Origin of the sequence: Rhizobium sp. YTUHZ045 (genome assembly GCF_051124255.1) — a bacterium.
Lineage (GTDB): Bacteria > Pseudomonadota > Alphaproteobacteria > Rhizobiales > Rhizobiaceae > Rhizobium.
The window spans coordinates 887,182-902,326 of the sequence record NZ_CP101432.1; the positions used below are offsets into that span (position 1 = coordinate 887,182).

Below are 15,145 nucleotides of genomic sequence, written 5' to 3' on the forward strand. Positions count from 1 at the left end.
TGATTGTCGGCGTATGGGGCATGCTGGGAGACACGGGAGGATGTGCGCAATGTCAGTTATTTCGCCGACGGTCGCGAGATTTGAATATGTCTTGACCGGCGCGGACGAGTCGTTCCTCTGGCGCCGCGACGACTATCCGTGGGAACGCAACGTCTGGAATTTCCACCCGGAGGTGGAAATCCACTATATTCCCAACGCCAGCGGCGTCCTACTTGCAGGCGATCATGTCGGCGCGTTCACCCCGGGCCATATCTCCGTCATCGGAAGCAACCTGCCGCACGACTGGGTGACGCCGCTCGGGCCGGATGAGCGCATTCCAGGACGTGACATCGTCATCCAGTTTCTGCCGGCCAAGCTGGAGCAGGCTTCGGCCTTCCTGCCGGAACTGGCGGGGCTGCGTGACTTTTTCGCCCGCGCAAAGCGGGGGCTCTCCTTCAGGGGCCGAGCGCGGGAACGGGCTGAGGCGCTGATACTCGACATGGAGTTCCAGTCCGGCTCGGTGCGGCTTTCGACCTTCCTGTCATTGCTCTCGCTGCTGCGGGACACCGACGAGTTCGATACGCTGTCTTCGGAGGCTTACGTGCCGGACCTGAGCTATGGTTCGCTCGAAGCCCTGCAACAGGTCTTCGCATATCTGTTCGCCAACCTGTCGGAGGATATCCGGTTGCCTGATATGGCTCGCATGGTCGGCATGAGCGACAGCGCCTTCTCGCGATTCTTCAAGAAAAACAGCGGCCACAGCTTCACCGACCACGTCAACAAGCTTCGTATCTGGAAGGCGGGCCAGCTATTGACCGATACCTCTCTACCGATAACGGACATCTGCTTCGAGGTGGGCTATCGCAATCTGTCAAATTTCAACCGGGTGTTTCTCCGCCACCACAACCTAACACCGTCAAAATACCGGAAACTGTCCACCAACCGCAGAACCGTTCCGTTACCTCAGGCAGTGACAGATCATATGCCTGTGCAGTGAACCTAGCGATTGGTCGATGAGACCAGCGATGCCGGCATGTCGATGGCGACAGGTGTCACCCGGCACTCCGGGTGACAGATCGTCCGGCCGACGTTGGGTGACGGCCGCGGTCCGGTCGATGTCGTCAAGACCTGATGAACGAGAGCAGGTCGGGGTTGAGGACATCTGCATGTGTGGTCAGCATGCCATGGGGGTAGCCCGGATAGGTCTTCAGCGACCCGTTTTTGAGCAGGTCGACCGCACGCGGCACGGAACTTGCAAAGGGGACGACTTGATCGGCCTCACCATGCATCACCAGCACTGGCACGGTGATCTTCTTGAGGTCTTCGGTATAATCTTCCAGCCAAGAGTCGACGGTCGCGTAGTGAGCCAGGGCACCACCGGCCATGCCCTGGCGCCACCAGTTCGCAATGATCGCCTCCGAAGGCTCGGCCCCGTCGAGATTGTAGCCGTAGAACGGGTTTTCAGGGACGAACCGGAAGAACTGCGACCGGTTGCCCAGCACGCCCGCGCGGATCGCTTCGAACCACTCCGACGGCTGACCGGATGGGTTGTCCCCGCTCCGGTACATGTTCGGCGTCAGGGAAGCGACCAGTACTGCCTTCGCGACGCGCTCCGGGTGGCGGGCGACATAGCGAGCCACCTCACCGCCACCTGTGGAGTGGCCGATGTGAATCGCGTCCCGCAGGTTGAGGTGCTCGGTCAGGGCCGCGAGGTCGGCAACCCAGTGGTCCATGTCGTTGCCGGTGCCGGGCTGGTCGGACCGGCCGTGGCCGCGCCGATCGTGGGCGATTACCCGGTAGCCGTGGTGAAGGAAGAAGGTCATCTGGGCGTCCCAGTCGTCCGCCGACAGCGGCCAGCCGTGGCTGAAAACGATCGGCTGGCCTGAGCCCCAGTCCTTGTAGAAGATGTTTACGCCATCCGTGGTTGTAATTGTAGGCATCGCGTCGCTCCATCTGCGCGGTTAAACATTAATTTGAAGATCATAATCAATCAATTAGAGCCATTCATCGACGAGCTACTGCAATAGGCTCTTTCGACATTTAGCGTTTCCTCTCCGATTGGACAGAGTTGGTTGAGAAGTACTTCGGTGAGGCGGGTTCGATTATATCCAGAAATTGCGACGATAGTTAAATTCCCCTTTTATCAAAGACAAATACCTTCTACGTTCGAGCTATGCCTTAAAGGTATAGCGAGGGCCCAATGGAACTCAGGCATTTGCGCTATTTTGTTGCTGTTGCGGAGGAGGGAAGCTTGCTGACCGCAGCAGAGCGGCGGCTTCACACTTCCCAGCCCTCACTCAGCAGGCAAATTCGCGATCTGGAAACGGAAGTCGGTGTAAAATTGTTGGAACGGCAGTCGCGCGGCGTGACGCTCACCGCCGCCGGCAAAGTTTTTCTCGATCACGCGCGGCTGGCGTTATTGCAAGTCGAGGCGGCTGCGGAAGGGGCCCGGCGGGCAGAACGGCCGGAAAAGCAGTCGTTCATTATCGGTTTTCTCGCAGGGCAAGAGGTCGTGTGGCTACCCCATGCATTGCGCATAATTCGTGAGGAAGCGCCGGAGGTTGAAATCATATTGTCCAGTCAGTCTTCCCCGGACCTTGCTCTGGCACTGATGCGAGGCAAGCTGGACGTCGCTTTCCTTCGCCCCGAGACGCAGAGTGTTGGTGTGTCCTTCAAGTTTTTAGCAAAGGAGCCACTGATCGCCGTGCTGCCGGCGGACCATCGCTTGACGTCGCGCAAAAAGATCCGGCCGCAGGACCTTGCCCGCGAAACTTACGTCAGTTCCGCTAGAATTTCTCCCGTATTGCAATCCGTGATCCAAGATTACGCGTCGAACGTTGGGATCACACTCAAGGCAGAGTACGAAGGCGAAGTCCTACCATCAGCAATGTCGCTCGTCGTGTCTACAGGTGGAATAACGCTTATTCCGCTTTATGCGCAAAATATGCTGACGCCAAATGTCGTTGCTAGAGCACTTGAGGGTGTGCCTCCGACAATTGATCTCGCCTTAGGATACAACGATTCAAATTCCTCGCCTTTGCTCCGCCGATTTTTGTCTCGTTCTGATGAACTAGTCGCCAACGTCCAAAATCAGAGCATCATCCGCTATGCTGAGGTTCCATAGCAGAGATCAAGCTCATCCGATTTCTGCTTGTTGGGGTGCTTCCGAATTTTGTTCCGCATTCTCGACTTTTCCGGTCAAAGAGCGGCCCCAAAGGAGTCATTGGTCGTTCCGGGAAAGTTATCGCTTCCTCTCGTGTTCGTCCCAGCCGGGAGGGGGAAACGCTCCCTATGAAAACCGCGTAATCACGCTGATCCCTGTCGCCTCAGCCTTGTCGAGAGCCATCAGCGCCGGCACGGCCTCCTCGAGGCTGACGCGGCGTCCGATCAGTTTCTGCGGGGCAATCTTGCCGGCCGAAAGCATGGCCAGCATCGCGTCATAGCGCCAGGCCTGCATGCCGTGGCTGCCGTAGATTTCCAGTTCGTGGCCAATCACCTGCGCCATCGGAATCTGCGGGGTGGCGTATTCGCCGAGCATCAGCCCCACCTGCACATGCCGGCCGCGCCGGCGCAGATTCTTGATCGAATTGAAGCAGGTGGCGGGGTGGCCGAGCGCGTCGATCGAGACATGCGCGCCGCCCTTGGTGATCTCGCGCACCGCTTCGGCTACGTCGGTGACTTCAGACGCATTGACCGTCGCCACCGCCCCGCATTCGCGCGCGAAGGCGAGTTTCTCTTCCGATATGTCGATGCCGATCGCATTGGCGCCGAGTGCGGTGGCGATCATGATCGCCGACAGGCCGACGCCGCCGCAGCCATGCACGGCGATCCATTCGCCGGGCCCGGTGCGCGCCTGGTCGGCGACGGCGCGGAACGAGGTGGCGAAGCGGCAGCCGAGGCTTGCTGCCGTCGCGTCCTCGATCGAATCGGGCAGGTGCACCAGATTGGTGTCGGCATAATCGATCGCCACATATTCGGCGAAGGAGCCCCAATGGGTGAAGCCCGGCTGAAACTGGTTCGGGCAGACCTGCTGGTTGCCGGAATGGCACTCGGCGCAATGGCCGCAGCCGGAAACGAAGGGCACGGTCACCCGGTCGCCGACCTTGAAGCGCATGACGCCGCGGCCGGTGGCGACGACCCGCCCGGCAAGCTCGTGTCCCGGCACATGCGGCAGGCGGATATCGGGATCGTGGCCCATCCAGCCGTGCCAGTCGCTGCGGCAGAGACCGCTTGCGCCGACCGCGATGACGACGCCGTCTTCGGAAGGCGTGGGATCGGGCAGGGTGCGGATTTCGGGCGCCTGTTCGAAGGCTTCGTAGAACATGGCTTTCATCGGCGTCTTCCTTGCAGCTATCCGCGGTTCATCATCATCGCATGCGGCAGCTGGCCGATCCAACATTCATTCCATCATTTTTGCTGATGCACCCATCGCCGAAGCTCGCGTCGCCGCGCACGAATATTGCGGCCCGGCGGTGTGGTCCGGCATTTTTCTTGCTTCCGCATTTCCCACCTGGATTTGTCCTTGACCGGGCTTGCCGCTGCGGCTTTTGCTTTCCCGATTTGATAGGGAGGGCAGCATGGCCGTCGATACATCACCGCGTTCAACCACCTGGACTCATGTCGACGGGGAGTGGCTCCCCGGTAATCCGCCGCTGATCGGGCCGACCTCGCACGCCATGTGGCTCGGCTCCTCGGTCTTCGACGGCGCCCGCTGGTTCGACGGCATCGCGCCGGATCTCGACCTGCATTGCCAGCGTGTCAACCGTTCCGCCCTCGCCATGGGCCTGAAGCCGGTGAAATCGGCCGAGGAAATCGCCGCACTCGCCTGGGAGGGTATTGCCAAATTCGATGGCGCCACGGCGATCTACATCAAGCCGATGTATTGGGGTGAACATGGTTCGCCCGGCAGCGTCGTCTCCGTCGATGCCGAATCGACCCGCTTCGCGCTCTGCCTGTTCGAGGCGCCGATGGGCGGCCATGGCGGCACCAGCCTCACCGTTTCGCCCTATCGCCGTCCCTCGCCGGAAACGGCGATGACCGAGGCGAAGACCGGTTCGCTCTATCCGAACAGCGGCCGCATGATCGCCGAGGCCCGCAGCCGCGGCTTCGACAATGCGCTGGTGCGCGACCTCAACGGCAACGTCGTCGAAACCGCCTCCTCCAACGTCTTCCTGGTGCGCGACGGCGTGGTAATGACGCCGGCCGCCAACCGCACCTTCCTCGCCGGCATCACCCGCGCCCGCGTCATCGGCCTCTTGCGCAAGGCCGGATTCGACGTTGTGGAAGCCACGCTCTCGGTGGAGGATTTCATGCAGGCCGACGAGATCTTCACCACCGGAAACTATTCCAAGGTCGTCGGCGTCACTCGCCTCGACGACCGCAATTTCCAGGAAGGTCCCGTCACCCGCAAGGCGCTGGAACTCTACATGGACTGGGCCCATGGAAGGAGTGAGAGCGAGGAGTGAGCAGTGGTTCGGCGCAGCCGAAGCAATCGATCCGGTGAATCGATTGCAACTGCGAACGCCCGGAGCGCAAGCGCAGGGCCGGAGAGGTCCGGCGAAGCGGGAGCAATCGATCCAGTGAATTGATTGCAGCCGCGAACGTCCCAAGCGCAAGCGTAGGGCATGGGAGGTCCGAGCTGGTAAGTTTCAAGTCTGCGCCTCATCCGCCTGCCAATACCTTGGCGTGGGTCGAGCCACGGGTCTCAACCCGTTGGACCGCGTTTCGCAGGTCGCGACCGTCGATCCTTTGAAAATAGTATCTCAGGCCAGATCGTCGGCAGCAATGTGCTGGACTTCGATAATACGCTGCAAAGGAATTTGCGCGATCTGGTTTGCTTCCTCGACATGCTCGGCAGAAGGCGCATCGAATAGGCAGAAAGATTTCTCTTCCGATGGCACGAAGGTCGAGCGCAGATACCTGACCGGCTTGCCTTGTGCGGTCATTTCAGCAGTGACGACCTTTGCGCGTGCCGCGGCGGCTGAAAGCTGCTGCGGAGTGATGCCGGGCAAGTGTCTTTCGACCATATACTGTGGCATGATGGGTTTCCTTCTGTGTACTGGATGAAGTTCAACCTCGATGCGCTCACTTTGTAAGATGATAGCGCCGATCGGCGGTAAACGAAATGAGTATCTACTTCGCCGTTATCTTCACCGATCTCGTCCGCCACTCCGCGGTCTGGAACAATGTCTCACGGGATGCGGCAGCGGAAATCGTCACGGAATATCGCTACCTGTCGCAGTCCCTGGCCAGCCAGTACGGCAGGCGGCATGAAAACTTCACGGGGGATGGTCACCTTTTTCTTTTCGAATCCGCGGACGTCGCGGTTCACTTCTCGCTGAAGCTTATCGCGTATTGGAAGCAACGCCGCCGTTCTCTGGCCGCATCTCAGTACGGGCATGATCTTCCCATCCGCGTGGGCTGCCACTTCGGCGAATGCTACCGGATTTCAGACGACGACGCGTGGATCGGCCGGGCTATCAATATCGCGAAGCGTGTGGAAGCGAGCGCCGACCCGGACTCGTTGTTTATCTCACAGACTATTCTCGAGCTTATCGACCTTCCCGTTTATAATTTCCAGGATGCTGGAAGTTTCGAGCTCAAAGGCGACTTTCTGGCCTGTCGCCAGCTCTACAGGATGGTGTCCGTCGACCAGGCCGCACTTGCCGCAAGGCCCGAGGACAAAATGACCGCGGAGGACTGGTTCCTGAGAGGGGTCGGGTTCGGATCGCGAAGTGCTGGTGCGGTGGAGGACGAACTGCTTTGCTATCGCAGGGCACTGGAACTCCGCGCCACATACCCGGAGGCTCACAACAATCTCGGAATTCTTCTGAAAAGGCTGGGTGACGCCGTCGAAGCCGCCGAGCATTACCAGGAGGCGCTCCGCCTTTGGCCGAATTATCCCGAAGGCCATTATAATTATGCGATCCTGCTGCAGGAAATGGGAGATATAGGCTGCGCGGAAATGCATTATCGTGACGCCATTCGCCTTCGTCCCGACTTTGTGGATGCTCGTCTGCGATATGCGGGCCTTCTCGAGGCGAATGACGATCCGGTTCAGACCGACTGCCAATACCGGGAAGTCCTTCGTCTCCGACCCGCCTTCGCCGAGGCCAATAACAACTACGGCGTCTTCTTGGAGCGGATGGGAGATACGGCAGGTGCAGAAGCCCATTATGTGAGAGCGTTGGAGCATCAGCCCGATTACGCAGAGGCGCATTACAATTATGCCATGCTGCTCGAACCGGGTGATCAGCGTAGGGCGGAGGAAGAGTACCGCGCCGCCATTCGTGCGAGGCCGAACTATGTGGAGGCCCATAATAATCTCGCCGTCCTGCTTCACGAGATCGGGGACTTGCCCGCGGCAGAGCGCCACTACCTCGCCGCTCTCCAGTTGAAACCGGACGACCCGGGAACGAACTACAATCTGGCTCTGCTCGCTCAGGCAAAAGGCGACGCGGAAGCGGCCAATCGTCATTTCCGCCTTGCGGAAGCGTTGCGGGCCGGTGAATGCAGATCGCCCGCAAATGTGCAGCGCCCGCAATCGAACCATTCGCCGAGATGATAGGGGATATTCCGCGACCGTTCCGTTCCCCGCCCGCCTCTCGCTTGGCACATCCGCTCTCCCGCGAGCGGGGAGACGGTTAGGGTGAGGGGCAATTTTCTTGCTGTGAGGGCAGCCATAGCCCCGATGACTGCCCCTCAGGTCATCTACTTCCGATTCTCCGCAAATCTCTCCGCCAGCAGATCGATGAACAGTCGTACTTTCGTCGCCAGATGGCTGCGGTTGGGATAGACGGCGTTGATGCTGAATTCGACCGGCCGGTAGTCGTCCTGCGGCGCCGCTCTCGCCTCGGCCAGCGCCATTCTCGATGAGATCGACCGTTCCAATATGAAGGCATCGGCGTGGAGGCCGGCACCGCCTTGCAATACGGCGAGGTCAGCTACGGCAATATCGGCTCCGGCAACCGTCTCGACTTCACCCTGATCAGCGCGACGTCAATCTGCTCAGCCGCATCCAGACCGGCTGCAGTGAGTTGGGAGAGGCCATGCTGATGTCGGCGCCGTTCCGCACAGAGGCGGGGGCAGTGGACGCCGTCTCCGTCGGAGCCCATCGGCTGAAGGGATTTGTTGAGCCGGTGGAGCTGTTTACGATCGCAAGGTAGGCGCGTCCGCCCGTCATCCGCCTGCCGGCACCTTCTGCAAGCGGGGCGAAGGGGACCATGCCGCAATCTCGCCGTCCCCACCAACCTCTCGCAGGGCACGTCCCTTCTCCCCATTTACGGGGAAAGGGTTAGAGGGGCAGTCGGCAGCTGCGAAGGAGGCCTCTTACTTACCCTTCCCACATCTTTCCGCCATAGTGCCCGCGAACTCCATAACACCGAGGAAACGACCCATGACCGTGCTGTCCGACGAACAAGGCGAGATCATCCGCGAGCTCGGCGTTGCCGCCGAGATCGATCCCGAGCACGAGATCGAGCGGCGAACCGAATTTCTCAAGGATTATCTCGTCGCTTCCGGCATGCGCGGCTATGTGCTCGGCATCAGCGGCGGCGTCGATTCGCTGACGGCGGCGCTCATCGCTCAGAAGGCCGTGCGGGAGCTGCGCGACAGCGGCCACTCTGCAGAATTCATTGCCGTGCGCCTTCCCTATGGCGTCCAGGTGGACGAGGCCGATGCGGAGCGGGCGCTTGCCACGATCGGCGCCGACCGATCAATGGTGGTCAACATCAAGGCGGCGGCGGATGCGATGCTGGCCGCCGCTCAAAACGGCGGCCTCGCTTTCGCCGATGCCGGCCGGCAGGATTTTATCCTCGGCAACATCAAGGCCCGTCAGCGGATGATCGCCCAGTTCGCGCTGGCCGGCGCGCTCGGTGCGCTGGTGATCGGTACCGATCATGCCGCCGAGGCCGTCATGGGCTTCTTCACCAAGTTCGGCGACGGTGCGGCCGATATCCTGCCGCTTGCCGGGCTCAACAAACGCCGCGTCCGACTGCTGGCCAAGCGGCTCGGCGCGCCGGACGATCTGGTGTTCAAGGTGCCCACCGCCGATCTCGAGGATCAGCGGCCGCTGCGTCCCGACGAGGAGGCCTATGGCGTCACCTATGACGAGATCGACGATTTTCTTGAAGGCAAGCCGGTCGGCGAGATTGCTCGCCGCCGGATCCTTGCCGCCTATCGGGCGACGGCGCATAAGCGCGCCCTGCCGGTTGCCGTCAACGCACTCTGAGAGCGGCCGGCGCTACGGCCGTACTGGCTCGCCCGCCCGTCCGGCCGAGGCAAGATAGGCTTGCGGGGCGAAATAGACGCCGTCGGCATCGAACGCCTGAAGGTCTTCCGCCTGCAGCGCCTCGCGCACCTTGGGACGCGCCGCGACACGAGCCATGAAGCCGTGCAGATCAGGCCATTGTTTCAGATCGATGTCGATCCAGGGCGACCAGTTGAGGCAGACGAATAGATAGGCGTCGGCCACGGTGAAGGCATCGCCGGTAAGGTAGGGTGCGGTGAAACGGTCATTCAGCCAGGCAAGCCGTTTCGAGATCAGCGCGCGGATCTCCTCATGCACGCTGGAATAGATCGGATTGAACAGCAGCACCATCGGCTTGTGCAGTTCGGCCGTGATGAAATTGAGATAGGATTGAACCTCGTTGCGCCTGATGTCGCCGACTTCCGGCAGCAGGGCCGAGCCTTCCGCCAGAAACTGCACGATCGCCGGTCCTTCGGTCAGTACCTTCCCGTCGTCGAGCATCAGCGCAGGGACATAGCCGTTGCCATTGATGACAAGGTAATCTTCGCCATTGCTTGTTCTGTGGGTTTTCCGGTCGACCTGGACGAGCTCGATGTCGAGTCCCAGCTCCCGGCAGATTATGTGCGGCGAAAGCGAGCAGGCCGCGGCGTGCATATAGAGTTTCATCGTCGGTTTCCCCTGTTTGCGGAGGCGGCGAGATTCCGCCCGCCGTAATGATTGGACATTTGTACTGTTTCGCATAAAATGTCCTTCGTCAAGAATTTATTGCGAAGTGGTACAAATATGAAGGATGAGAAGAAGCGCGGCCGCCCACGGGCCTTCGACGCCAAGGCAGCGCTCGGCAAGGCGCGGGATGTCTTTTGGGACAGGGGCTTTGCCGCCGCCTCGCTGGACAATCTCAGTGCCGCGACCAACCTCAACCGCCCAAGCCTTTACGGCGCCTTTGGCGATAAGGAGGCCCTCTATCTCGATGCGCTGGAGGCCTATCGGCAGGATGGCATGGACGTCCTGAAGCAGGCGCTCGATCCGTCGCTGCCGCTGCGCGACAATCTCGCGCGCGTCTATGCCGGTGCTTTGGCGATCTATCTGCATGGCGAAACCGCCGCCCGCGGCTGTCTGCTGATCGGCACCGCTTCGGTCGAGGCTGTCGAACATGAGCGTGTTCGCGAGGTGCTCGGCCGCAGCCTGAACGATTTCGACGGTGAGATCGAAAAGCGCATGCGCATTGCCGTTGAAAGGGGCGAGCTTCCCGAAAGCGCCGACCCGCTGGCGCTGGCAAGGCTCGCTTCCGCCGTCATGCATTCGCTTGCCGTGCGCGCCCGCGCCGGCGACAGCCGCGAAACGCTGGAGGCGATCGCCCGCTCAGGCGTCGAGCTGATCTGCGGAAGCGCGCATGTTTGATGTCTTAACCTCCCGCGGCCGCACCGCCCAGGCATAGGCCGCGCCTGCGACAAGCAGCAGCGAGGTGCCGAGGAAAACTGCCCGCATGCCGATATGCCCGCCGACGAAACCGCCGAGGACAGGGCCGGCCACCTGGCCGACATATTGCGAGGAGACCGAAAGCCCGAGAATGCTGCCGGCGGCGCTGTCGGGCACGCTATGGCGGATGACGGCGGCGATGCAGGGCAGAAGCCCGCCGAGGGCTGCACCCATCAGGAAACGCAGGAGAATTAGCTGCCAGGAACTGGTGACGAAGGCCTGCGGGATCAGTAGCAGGCCCGCGACGGCGAGCGCGCCTGCTATGACCGGCCAGTGGCCGATCCTGTCGGCGAGCCTGCCGAGCCAGGAGGCCGAAAGAATGCTGCCGAGGGCGGCAGCCGACATGACGAGACCGGATATCATCGTCACTTGCGCTTCGACGGGGACGATCTCGGCGACATAGACGGTGATGATTGGCTCGATCGACATATTGGCGAGCATCAGCAGCATGCCGGTCGCCAGCATGGCGATAACAGGCCGCCTGTCGGCGATGGATTTCCAGCCGCCGCTCGCCTTGGCCGCCTGGCGGCGATCCGGCGACTTCTCCTCCTTGATCAGCAAGGTGGTGGCGAGAAAGGCGAAAAAGATCATGCCGCCGGCGGCGAGAAACGTGCCGCGGATGCCGATGATCGGCGGCAGAGCTCCGCCGATCAGCGGCCCCACGAGATTGCCGGCCATGATGCCGGAGGAGAGCACGCCGAGCGCCCAGGCGGAGCGGTCCTTCGGCGTCTGCGTCGCCACCAGCACCATCGAGCCGGAGGAGTAGCCGCCGGCAAGCCCGACGAACAGGCGTAGCGCCACCAGTTGCCAGACATTGCCGGCCATGCCCATCAGCGAAATCGCCAGCGTCATGCCGAGGCTGGCGCGCACCAGCATCAGCTTGCGGCCGTAGATGTCGCCGAGCCGCCCCCAGAGCGGCGCAACGAGGGCCGCGGCAAGAAAGGTGGCGCCATAGGCGATGCCCGACCATTGCACGATCGCCGCATGGTCGGTCACGCCGAGTTCCTCGACATAGAGCGGCAGGAAGGGAAGCAGCAGCGTCATCGCCACGATCGTGGTGAAGGAGCCGATCAGCGAGACGGCAAGGTTGCGCTTCCAGTAGATCGAGCCAAGCTTAACCCCGGCGCCCCATTGTGTGTCTGTCATTCCTTGCATCGATCCTGTAGCGCAATCGCGCCGCAATCTCGATCATTTCTCGGAAAAGTGCTAGGACATATCCGATTGCGTAATGCAATCAGTCAATCGGAGGACATGCCATGAACGCCATGATCCCGACACGGGAGCAGACCGTCCGTGATCTCTACGCCGCCTATCTCGCTGACCGCAAGGATATTGCCGGCGCGATGCTGACGGAGGATTTCACCTTTTCCAGCCCGCGCGACGATCATATCGATCGAGCCGCCTATTTCGAGCGCTGCTGGCCAAAGGAGCCGCTCTTCCGCGCGATCCACATCGAGTTCCTGGCGATAAACGGCGATGAGGCTGCTGTCCGCTACCGCGCTGAAAAACTGGACGGCGGAAGCTTCGCCAACATGGAAAGCCTTCGTTTCCGCGGCGACAGGATCGCCGCCGTAGAGGTCTATTTCGGCCGCAATCTCTGACCCGCCGAAAGGGCATTAGAAGATCCGCAACGCCGACGTCGTGATGATGACCATCGAGACCGCCACCATCAGCGCCCGCACCGGCAGGCGCTTGACGAGGATGGCGCCGAAAGGGGCGGCGATGACGCCGCCGATGATGAGGCCGATTGCCGAATTGAGCTCAGACCAGCCGAGCGTCACGACGAAGGTGATCGAAATCGTCAGCGTCACCGCGAATTCGGTGAAATTCGTCGAGCCAATCACCCGTTTCAGATCATGGCCGCGCCCGATCAGCGTGCTGGTGACGACAGGACCCCACCCGCCGCCGCCGATCGCATCGAGCAGGCCGCCGCAAAAGCCGACGGGCGGCACGGCCCAGTCGCGCACCTCGCGCCTGATCTGCGGTCGGAAGGCCTTGTAGAGGATCAGGAGGCCGATCGCGATCAGATAGGCCGACACGAAGGGCTCGATCACCTTGCCGTCGATATTGGCAAGCAGAGTGGCGCCGATCGCGCCGCCGATCATGCCGGCCGGGGCGAGACGCGCCACCAGCCGCCAGTCGACATTGCGATGATAGGCATGCGACAGGCCTGATGCCGCCGTCGTGAACATTTCCGTCACATGCGTCATGGCGCTGGCATTGGCCGCCGGCACCCCAAAAGCCAGCAGGCTCGTCGTCGACAGCACGCCGAAGGCCATGCCGAGCGCGCCGTCGACGATCTGCGCGCAGAAGCCGACAGCGATGAAGAAGAAGATATCCGATGTCATGCAGTCCCCTCAGGCGAACGGTAGCATCAGGATCGGCGATGCGGAAAAAACTTTTGGTATCAGGAGGAAAAGCCGCGCTGCTTCAGGCGGACGATCTTGAAAAAGCCGTTCGGAAAAACCGGCAGAATATCGGTTGTTGAAAAATCGCCGCGGCGCTCGGCCCAGGCGACGATGCGGTGGATTCGGAAGGCGGACGACCAGCCGATGTGGCGCACCAGCGGCGCCACCGCCGCCTCGATCACACCTTGCAGACCCGCGCCGTCGCCGAGCTTGCTCGCCAGGATGATCTCGCCGCCCGGCCGTAGCACCCGGGCACATTCGTCCAGCGCCCGCTCGGGCTCGGGAATGAGCGTGATGACGAAGGGCAGGCAGACCACGTCGAAGGATTTGTCGGCAAAGCGCAACGCATGCGCATCCATCACCTCGAGCGCCTGCACATGCTGGAGATTTTCGCGCCGCACCTTTTCGCGCGCCCGCGCGATCATATGTTCGGAAATGTCGATGCCTGTCACCCGGCATCGGTTGGGATAGTGGGCGAGCGTCAGGCCGGTGCCGACGCCGATTTCAAGAATATCGGTGCCGGCCGCGGCGGCAAATGCGGCCAGCTTGCGGTGGCCGTCGCGCAGGATGCCGCGATAGACGCGGTCGTAGACCGGTGCCCAGCGCTGATAGATTTTCTGCTGATCGTCCGCCCTGTTGCGACGCTCCGACATGCCTGACCCTCCCTGCGCATGAACCTGAGAATCGGAATCGATTTTCGGGGTAAATCATGCGTTTGTCGCAAACATAGAGCGCCTGAGCGCCTCTCACAGAGGCGCGGCGCTCCAAAAACTGAGAACTTCAACTCCTGAGAGCGGGGTTGGGTTCCGCTCGGAATGTGACTGAAGTCACAAACCGCCACGGTGGCCGGCTATCTCGCTGACGTGAACCCGAGCTTCTCAGCATCCATCGCGCTGCCGATCTCGACCGATTTCTCCTGCTTGTCATAGACGCAGATCTGGACGATGAGCCCCTTGGCCCCTTTCGGCCTTCCCGTCACCAGGGCCAGCCCGTAATGCGAGGTGCCGAAGGGATCGACGGCGGCCTTCGGCTTCTCGATCGCGACCGCGGCCTTCCTGCACTTGGCTTCCACGTCGGCTGCCAGCTGTTCCCAGGCCTCGTCCGAAGAGGCACGGGCCGCAGTGACAAGAAACGGAAGCGCGGCAATGGCAAGATGCGGGATTATATTCCTTTTCATATCTGATCTCCACTGTGTCTGTTGCCGGTGTAAGCGGTTTTGGCGGCGGCATGGCGGGCGATTTGCGCGCTTGAATCTCGCCCTGAAACTGAGGCAAATTTTCCTCCGTCCGATCGTTTTTTGATATTTCGCCGGTTGCCTCTCCTCCTTTCCCCTCCTATGTTCCGCCTCACCTGCCGAGGACGCAATCTATTGCCAAGAGGAGATCTGACATGGCTTTCGAATTGCCTGAACTTCCCTATGATTACGAAGCGCTTGCCCCCTTCATGTCGAAGGAAACGCTGGAGTTTCACCACGACAAGCACCACAAGGCCTATGTCGACAACGGCAACAAGCTCGCCGCCGAAGCCGGCCTTTCGGATCTCTCGCTCGAAGAGGTCGTGAAGAAGTCTTTCGGCACCAATGCCGGGCTCTTCAACAACGCCGCCCAGCACTACAATCACATCCATTTCTGGAAGTGGATGAAGAAGGGCGGCGGCGGCAACAAGCTGCCGGGCAAGCTCGAAGCAGCCTTCGCTTCCGATCTCGGCGGCTATGACAAGTTCAAAGCCGATTTCGCCAATGCCGGCGCCACCCAGTTCGGCTCCGGCTGGGCCTGGGTTTCCGTCAAGAACGGCAAGCTCGAAATCTCCAAGACCCCGAACGGCGAAAACCCGCTGGTTCACGGCGCCACCCCGATCCTCGGCGTCGACGTCTGGGAACACTCCTATTACATCGACTACCGCAATGCCCGTCCGAAATATCTCGAAGCCTTCATCGATAGCCTGATCAACTGGGATTACGTCCTGGAACGCTACGAAGAAGCGACGAAGTAAGCGACTTCACCCAGTTCGACACCCGGCGCCGCAAACGCCG

Annotated in this window: 17 protein-coding genes and 2 pseudogenes; 10 read left to right on the top strand and 9 right to left on the bottom strand. The window is 61.1% G+C overall.

Annotated elements, in window-relative coordinates:
• The first annotated feature begins 49 nt into the window (after positions 1–49).
• On the top strand, positions 50–976 hold the full coding sequence (locus tag NMA58_RS04360) for an AraC family transcriptional regulator (RefSeq protein WP_221113236.1): 927 nt from the start codon (positions 50–52) through the stop codon (positions 974–976).
• A gap of 124 nt (positions 977–1,100) precedes the next feature.
• On the opposite strand, the gene NMA58_RS04365 is transcribed toward NMA58_RS04360, so the two are convergent.
• Positions 1,101–1,919, bottom strand: a complete 819-nt coding sequence (locus NMA58_RS04365) for an alpha/beta fold hydrolase (RefSeq protein WP_434712505.1) — start codon at positions 1,917–1,919, stop codon at positions 1,101–1,103.
• 260 nt (positions 1,920–2,179) lie between these two features.
• On the opposite strand from NMA58_RS04365, the gene NMA58_RS04370 reads away from it, so the two are divergent.
• Complete coding sequence (locus NMA58_RS04370) at positions 2,180–3,103, top strand: LysR family transcriptional regulator (RefSeq protein ID WP_434712507.1); 924 nt, start codon at positions 2,180–2,182, stop codon at positions 3,101–3,103.
• Positions 3,104–3,268: 165 nt separating this feature from the next.
• On the opposite strand, the gene NMA58_RS04375 is transcribed toward NMA58_RS04370, so the two are convergent.
• On the bottom strand, positions 3,269–4,312 hold the full coding sequence (locus NMA58_RS04375; protein ID WP_430958751.1) for a zinc-dependent alcohol dehydrogenase family protein: 1,044 nt from the start codon (positions 4,310–4,312) through the stop codon (positions 3,269–3,271).
• On the opposite strand from NMA58_RS04375, the gene NMA58_RS04380 reads away from it, so the two are divergent.
• Both NMA58_RS04380 and NMA58_RS04385 read left to right on the top strand, forming a co-directional pair.
• On the top strand, positions 4,302–4,505 hold the full coding sequence (locus NMA58_RS04380) for a hypothetical protein (protein ID WP_434712509.1): 204 nt from the start codon (positions 4,302–4,304) through the stop codon (positions 4,503–4,505). The two genes, NMA58_RS04375 and NMA58_RS04380, sit on opposite strands and share 11 nt — an antisense overlap.
• Before the next feature lie 51 nt (positions 4,506–4,556).
• The gene (locus NMA58_RS04385; RefSeq protein WP_430958752.1) at positions 4,557–5,444 is read left to right on the top strand and encodes a branched-chain amino acid aminotransferase; all 888 of its coding nucleotides are present in this window, start codon (positions 4,557–4,559) and stop codon (positions 5,442–5,444) included.
• 297 nt (positions 5,445–5,741) lie between these two features.
• Here NMA58_RS04385 and NMA58_RS04390 read toward each other — a convergent pair whose 3' ends face one another.
• Positions 5,742–6,017 (bottom strand): DUF4242 domain-containing protein, encoded by a 276-nt coding sequence (locus NMA58_RS04390; protein ID WP_183706334.1) that lies wholly within the window; start codon positions 6,015–6,017, stop codon positions 5,742–5,744.
• A gap of 86 nt (positions 6,018–6,103) precedes the next feature.
• Between NMA58_RS04390 and NMA58_RS04395 the strand changes: the two genes are divergently transcribed.
• Entirely contained in the window at positions 6,104–7,543 is a 1,440-nt protein-coding gene (locus tag NMA58_RS04395) for a tetratricopeptide repeat protein (RefSeq protein WP_221127641.1), read from the top strand.
• A 146-nt stretch (positions 7,544–7,689) separates the two neighbouring features.
• On the opposite strand, the pseudogene NMA58_RS04400 reads toward NMA58_RS04395, so the two are convergent.
• A pseudogene (locus tag NMA58_RS04400) lies at positions 7,690–7,812 on the bottom strand (LysR family transcriptional regulator); the annotation flags it as partial.
• Between NMA58_RS04400 and NMA58_RS04405 the strand changes: the two are divergent.
• A pseudogene (locus NMA58_RS04405) lies at positions 7,811–8,144 on the top strand (adenylate/guanylate cyclase domain-containing protein); the annotation flags it as partial. The pseudogenes NMA58_RS04400 and NMA58_RS04405 sit on opposite strands and share 2 nt — an antisense overlap.
• 230 nt (positions 8,145–8,374) lie before the next feature.
• Complete coding sequence (gene nadE / locus NMA58_RS04410; protein ID WP_430958754.1) at positions 8,375–9,208, top strand: ammonia-dependent NAD(+) synthetase; 834 nt, start codon at positions 8,375–8,377, stop codon at positions 9,206–9,208.
• 12 nt (positions 9,209–9,220) lie between these two features.
• Here the strand turns inward: nadE and NMA58_RS04415 are convergent, their stop codons facing one another.
• Positions 9,221–9,892: a glutathione S-transferase N-terminal domain-containing protein gene (locus NMA58_RS04415; protein ID WP_097599875.1), complete on the bottom strand. Its 672-nt coding sequence runs from the start codon at positions 9,890–9,892 to the stop codon at positions 9,221–9,223.
• Positions 9,893–10,009: 117 nt separating this feature from the next.
• Between NMA58_RS04415 and NMA58_RS04420 the strand changes: the two genes are divergently transcribed.
• The gene (locus NMA58_RS04420) at positions 10,010–10,627 is read left to right on the top strand and encodes a TetR/AcrR family transcriptional regulator (RefSeq protein ID WP_434712510.1); all 618 of its coding nucleotides are present in this window, start codon (positions 10,010–10,012) and stop codon (positions 10,625–10,627) included.
• Here the strand turns inward: NMA58_RS04420 and NMA58_RS04425 are convergent.
• The gene (locus tag NMA58_RS04425; RefSeq protein ID WP_434712511.1) at positions 10,589–11,851 is read right to left on the bottom strand and encodes a multidrug efflux MFS transporter; all 1,263 of its coding nucleotides are present in this window, start codon (positions 11,849–11,851) and stop codon (positions 10,589–10,591) included. The two genes, NMA58_RS04420 and NMA58_RS04425, sit on opposite strands and share 39 nt — an antisense overlap.
• A gap of 110 nt (positions 11,852–11,961) precedes the next feature.
• On the opposite strand from NMA58_RS04425, the gene NMA58_RS04430 reads away from it, so the two are divergent.
• The gene (locus NMA58_RS04430; RefSeq protein WP_221138819.1) at positions 11,962–12,306 is read left to right on the top strand and encodes a nuclear transport factor 2 family protein; all 345 of its coding nucleotides are present in this window, start codon (positions 11,962–11,964) and stop codon (positions 12,304–12,306) included.
• 15 nt (positions 12,307–12,321) lie between these two features.
• On the opposite strand, the gene NMA58_RS04435 is transcribed toward NMA58_RS04430, so the two are convergent.
• The 3 genes from NMA58_RS04435 to NMA58_RS04445 form a co-directional block, all read right to left on the bottom strand.
• Positions 12,322–13,053 (bottom strand): sulfite exporter TauE/SafE family protein, encoded by a 732-nt coding sequence (locus NMA58_RS04435; protein ID WP_183706347.1) that lies wholly within the window; start codon positions 13,051–13,053, stop codon positions 12,322–12,324.
• Between the two features lie 59 nt (positions 13,054–13,112).
• Entirely contained in the window at positions 13,113–13,766 is a 654-nt protein-coding gene (locus NMA58_RS04440; RefSeq protein WP_434712512.1) for a class I SAM-dependent methyltransferase, read from the bottom strand.
• A 197-nt stretch (positions 13,767–13,963) separates the two neighbouring features.
• Positions 13,964–14,290, bottom strand: coding sequence for a hypothetical protein (locus tag NMA58_RS04445; RefSeq protein WP_434712513.1), 327 nt, complete (start codon positions 14,288–14,290; stop codon positions 13,964–13,966).
• A gap of 212 nt (positions 14,291–14,502) precedes the next feature.
• Between NMA58_RS04445 and NMA58_RS04450 the strand changes: the two genes are divergently transcribed.
• A complete protein-coding gene (locus NMA58_RS04450) occupies positions 14,503–15,105 on the top strand; it encodes a superoxide dismutase (RefSeq protein ID WP_012483135.1) in 603 nt (200 codons plus the stop codon).
• Positions 15,106–15,145 lie beyond the last annotated feature (40 nt).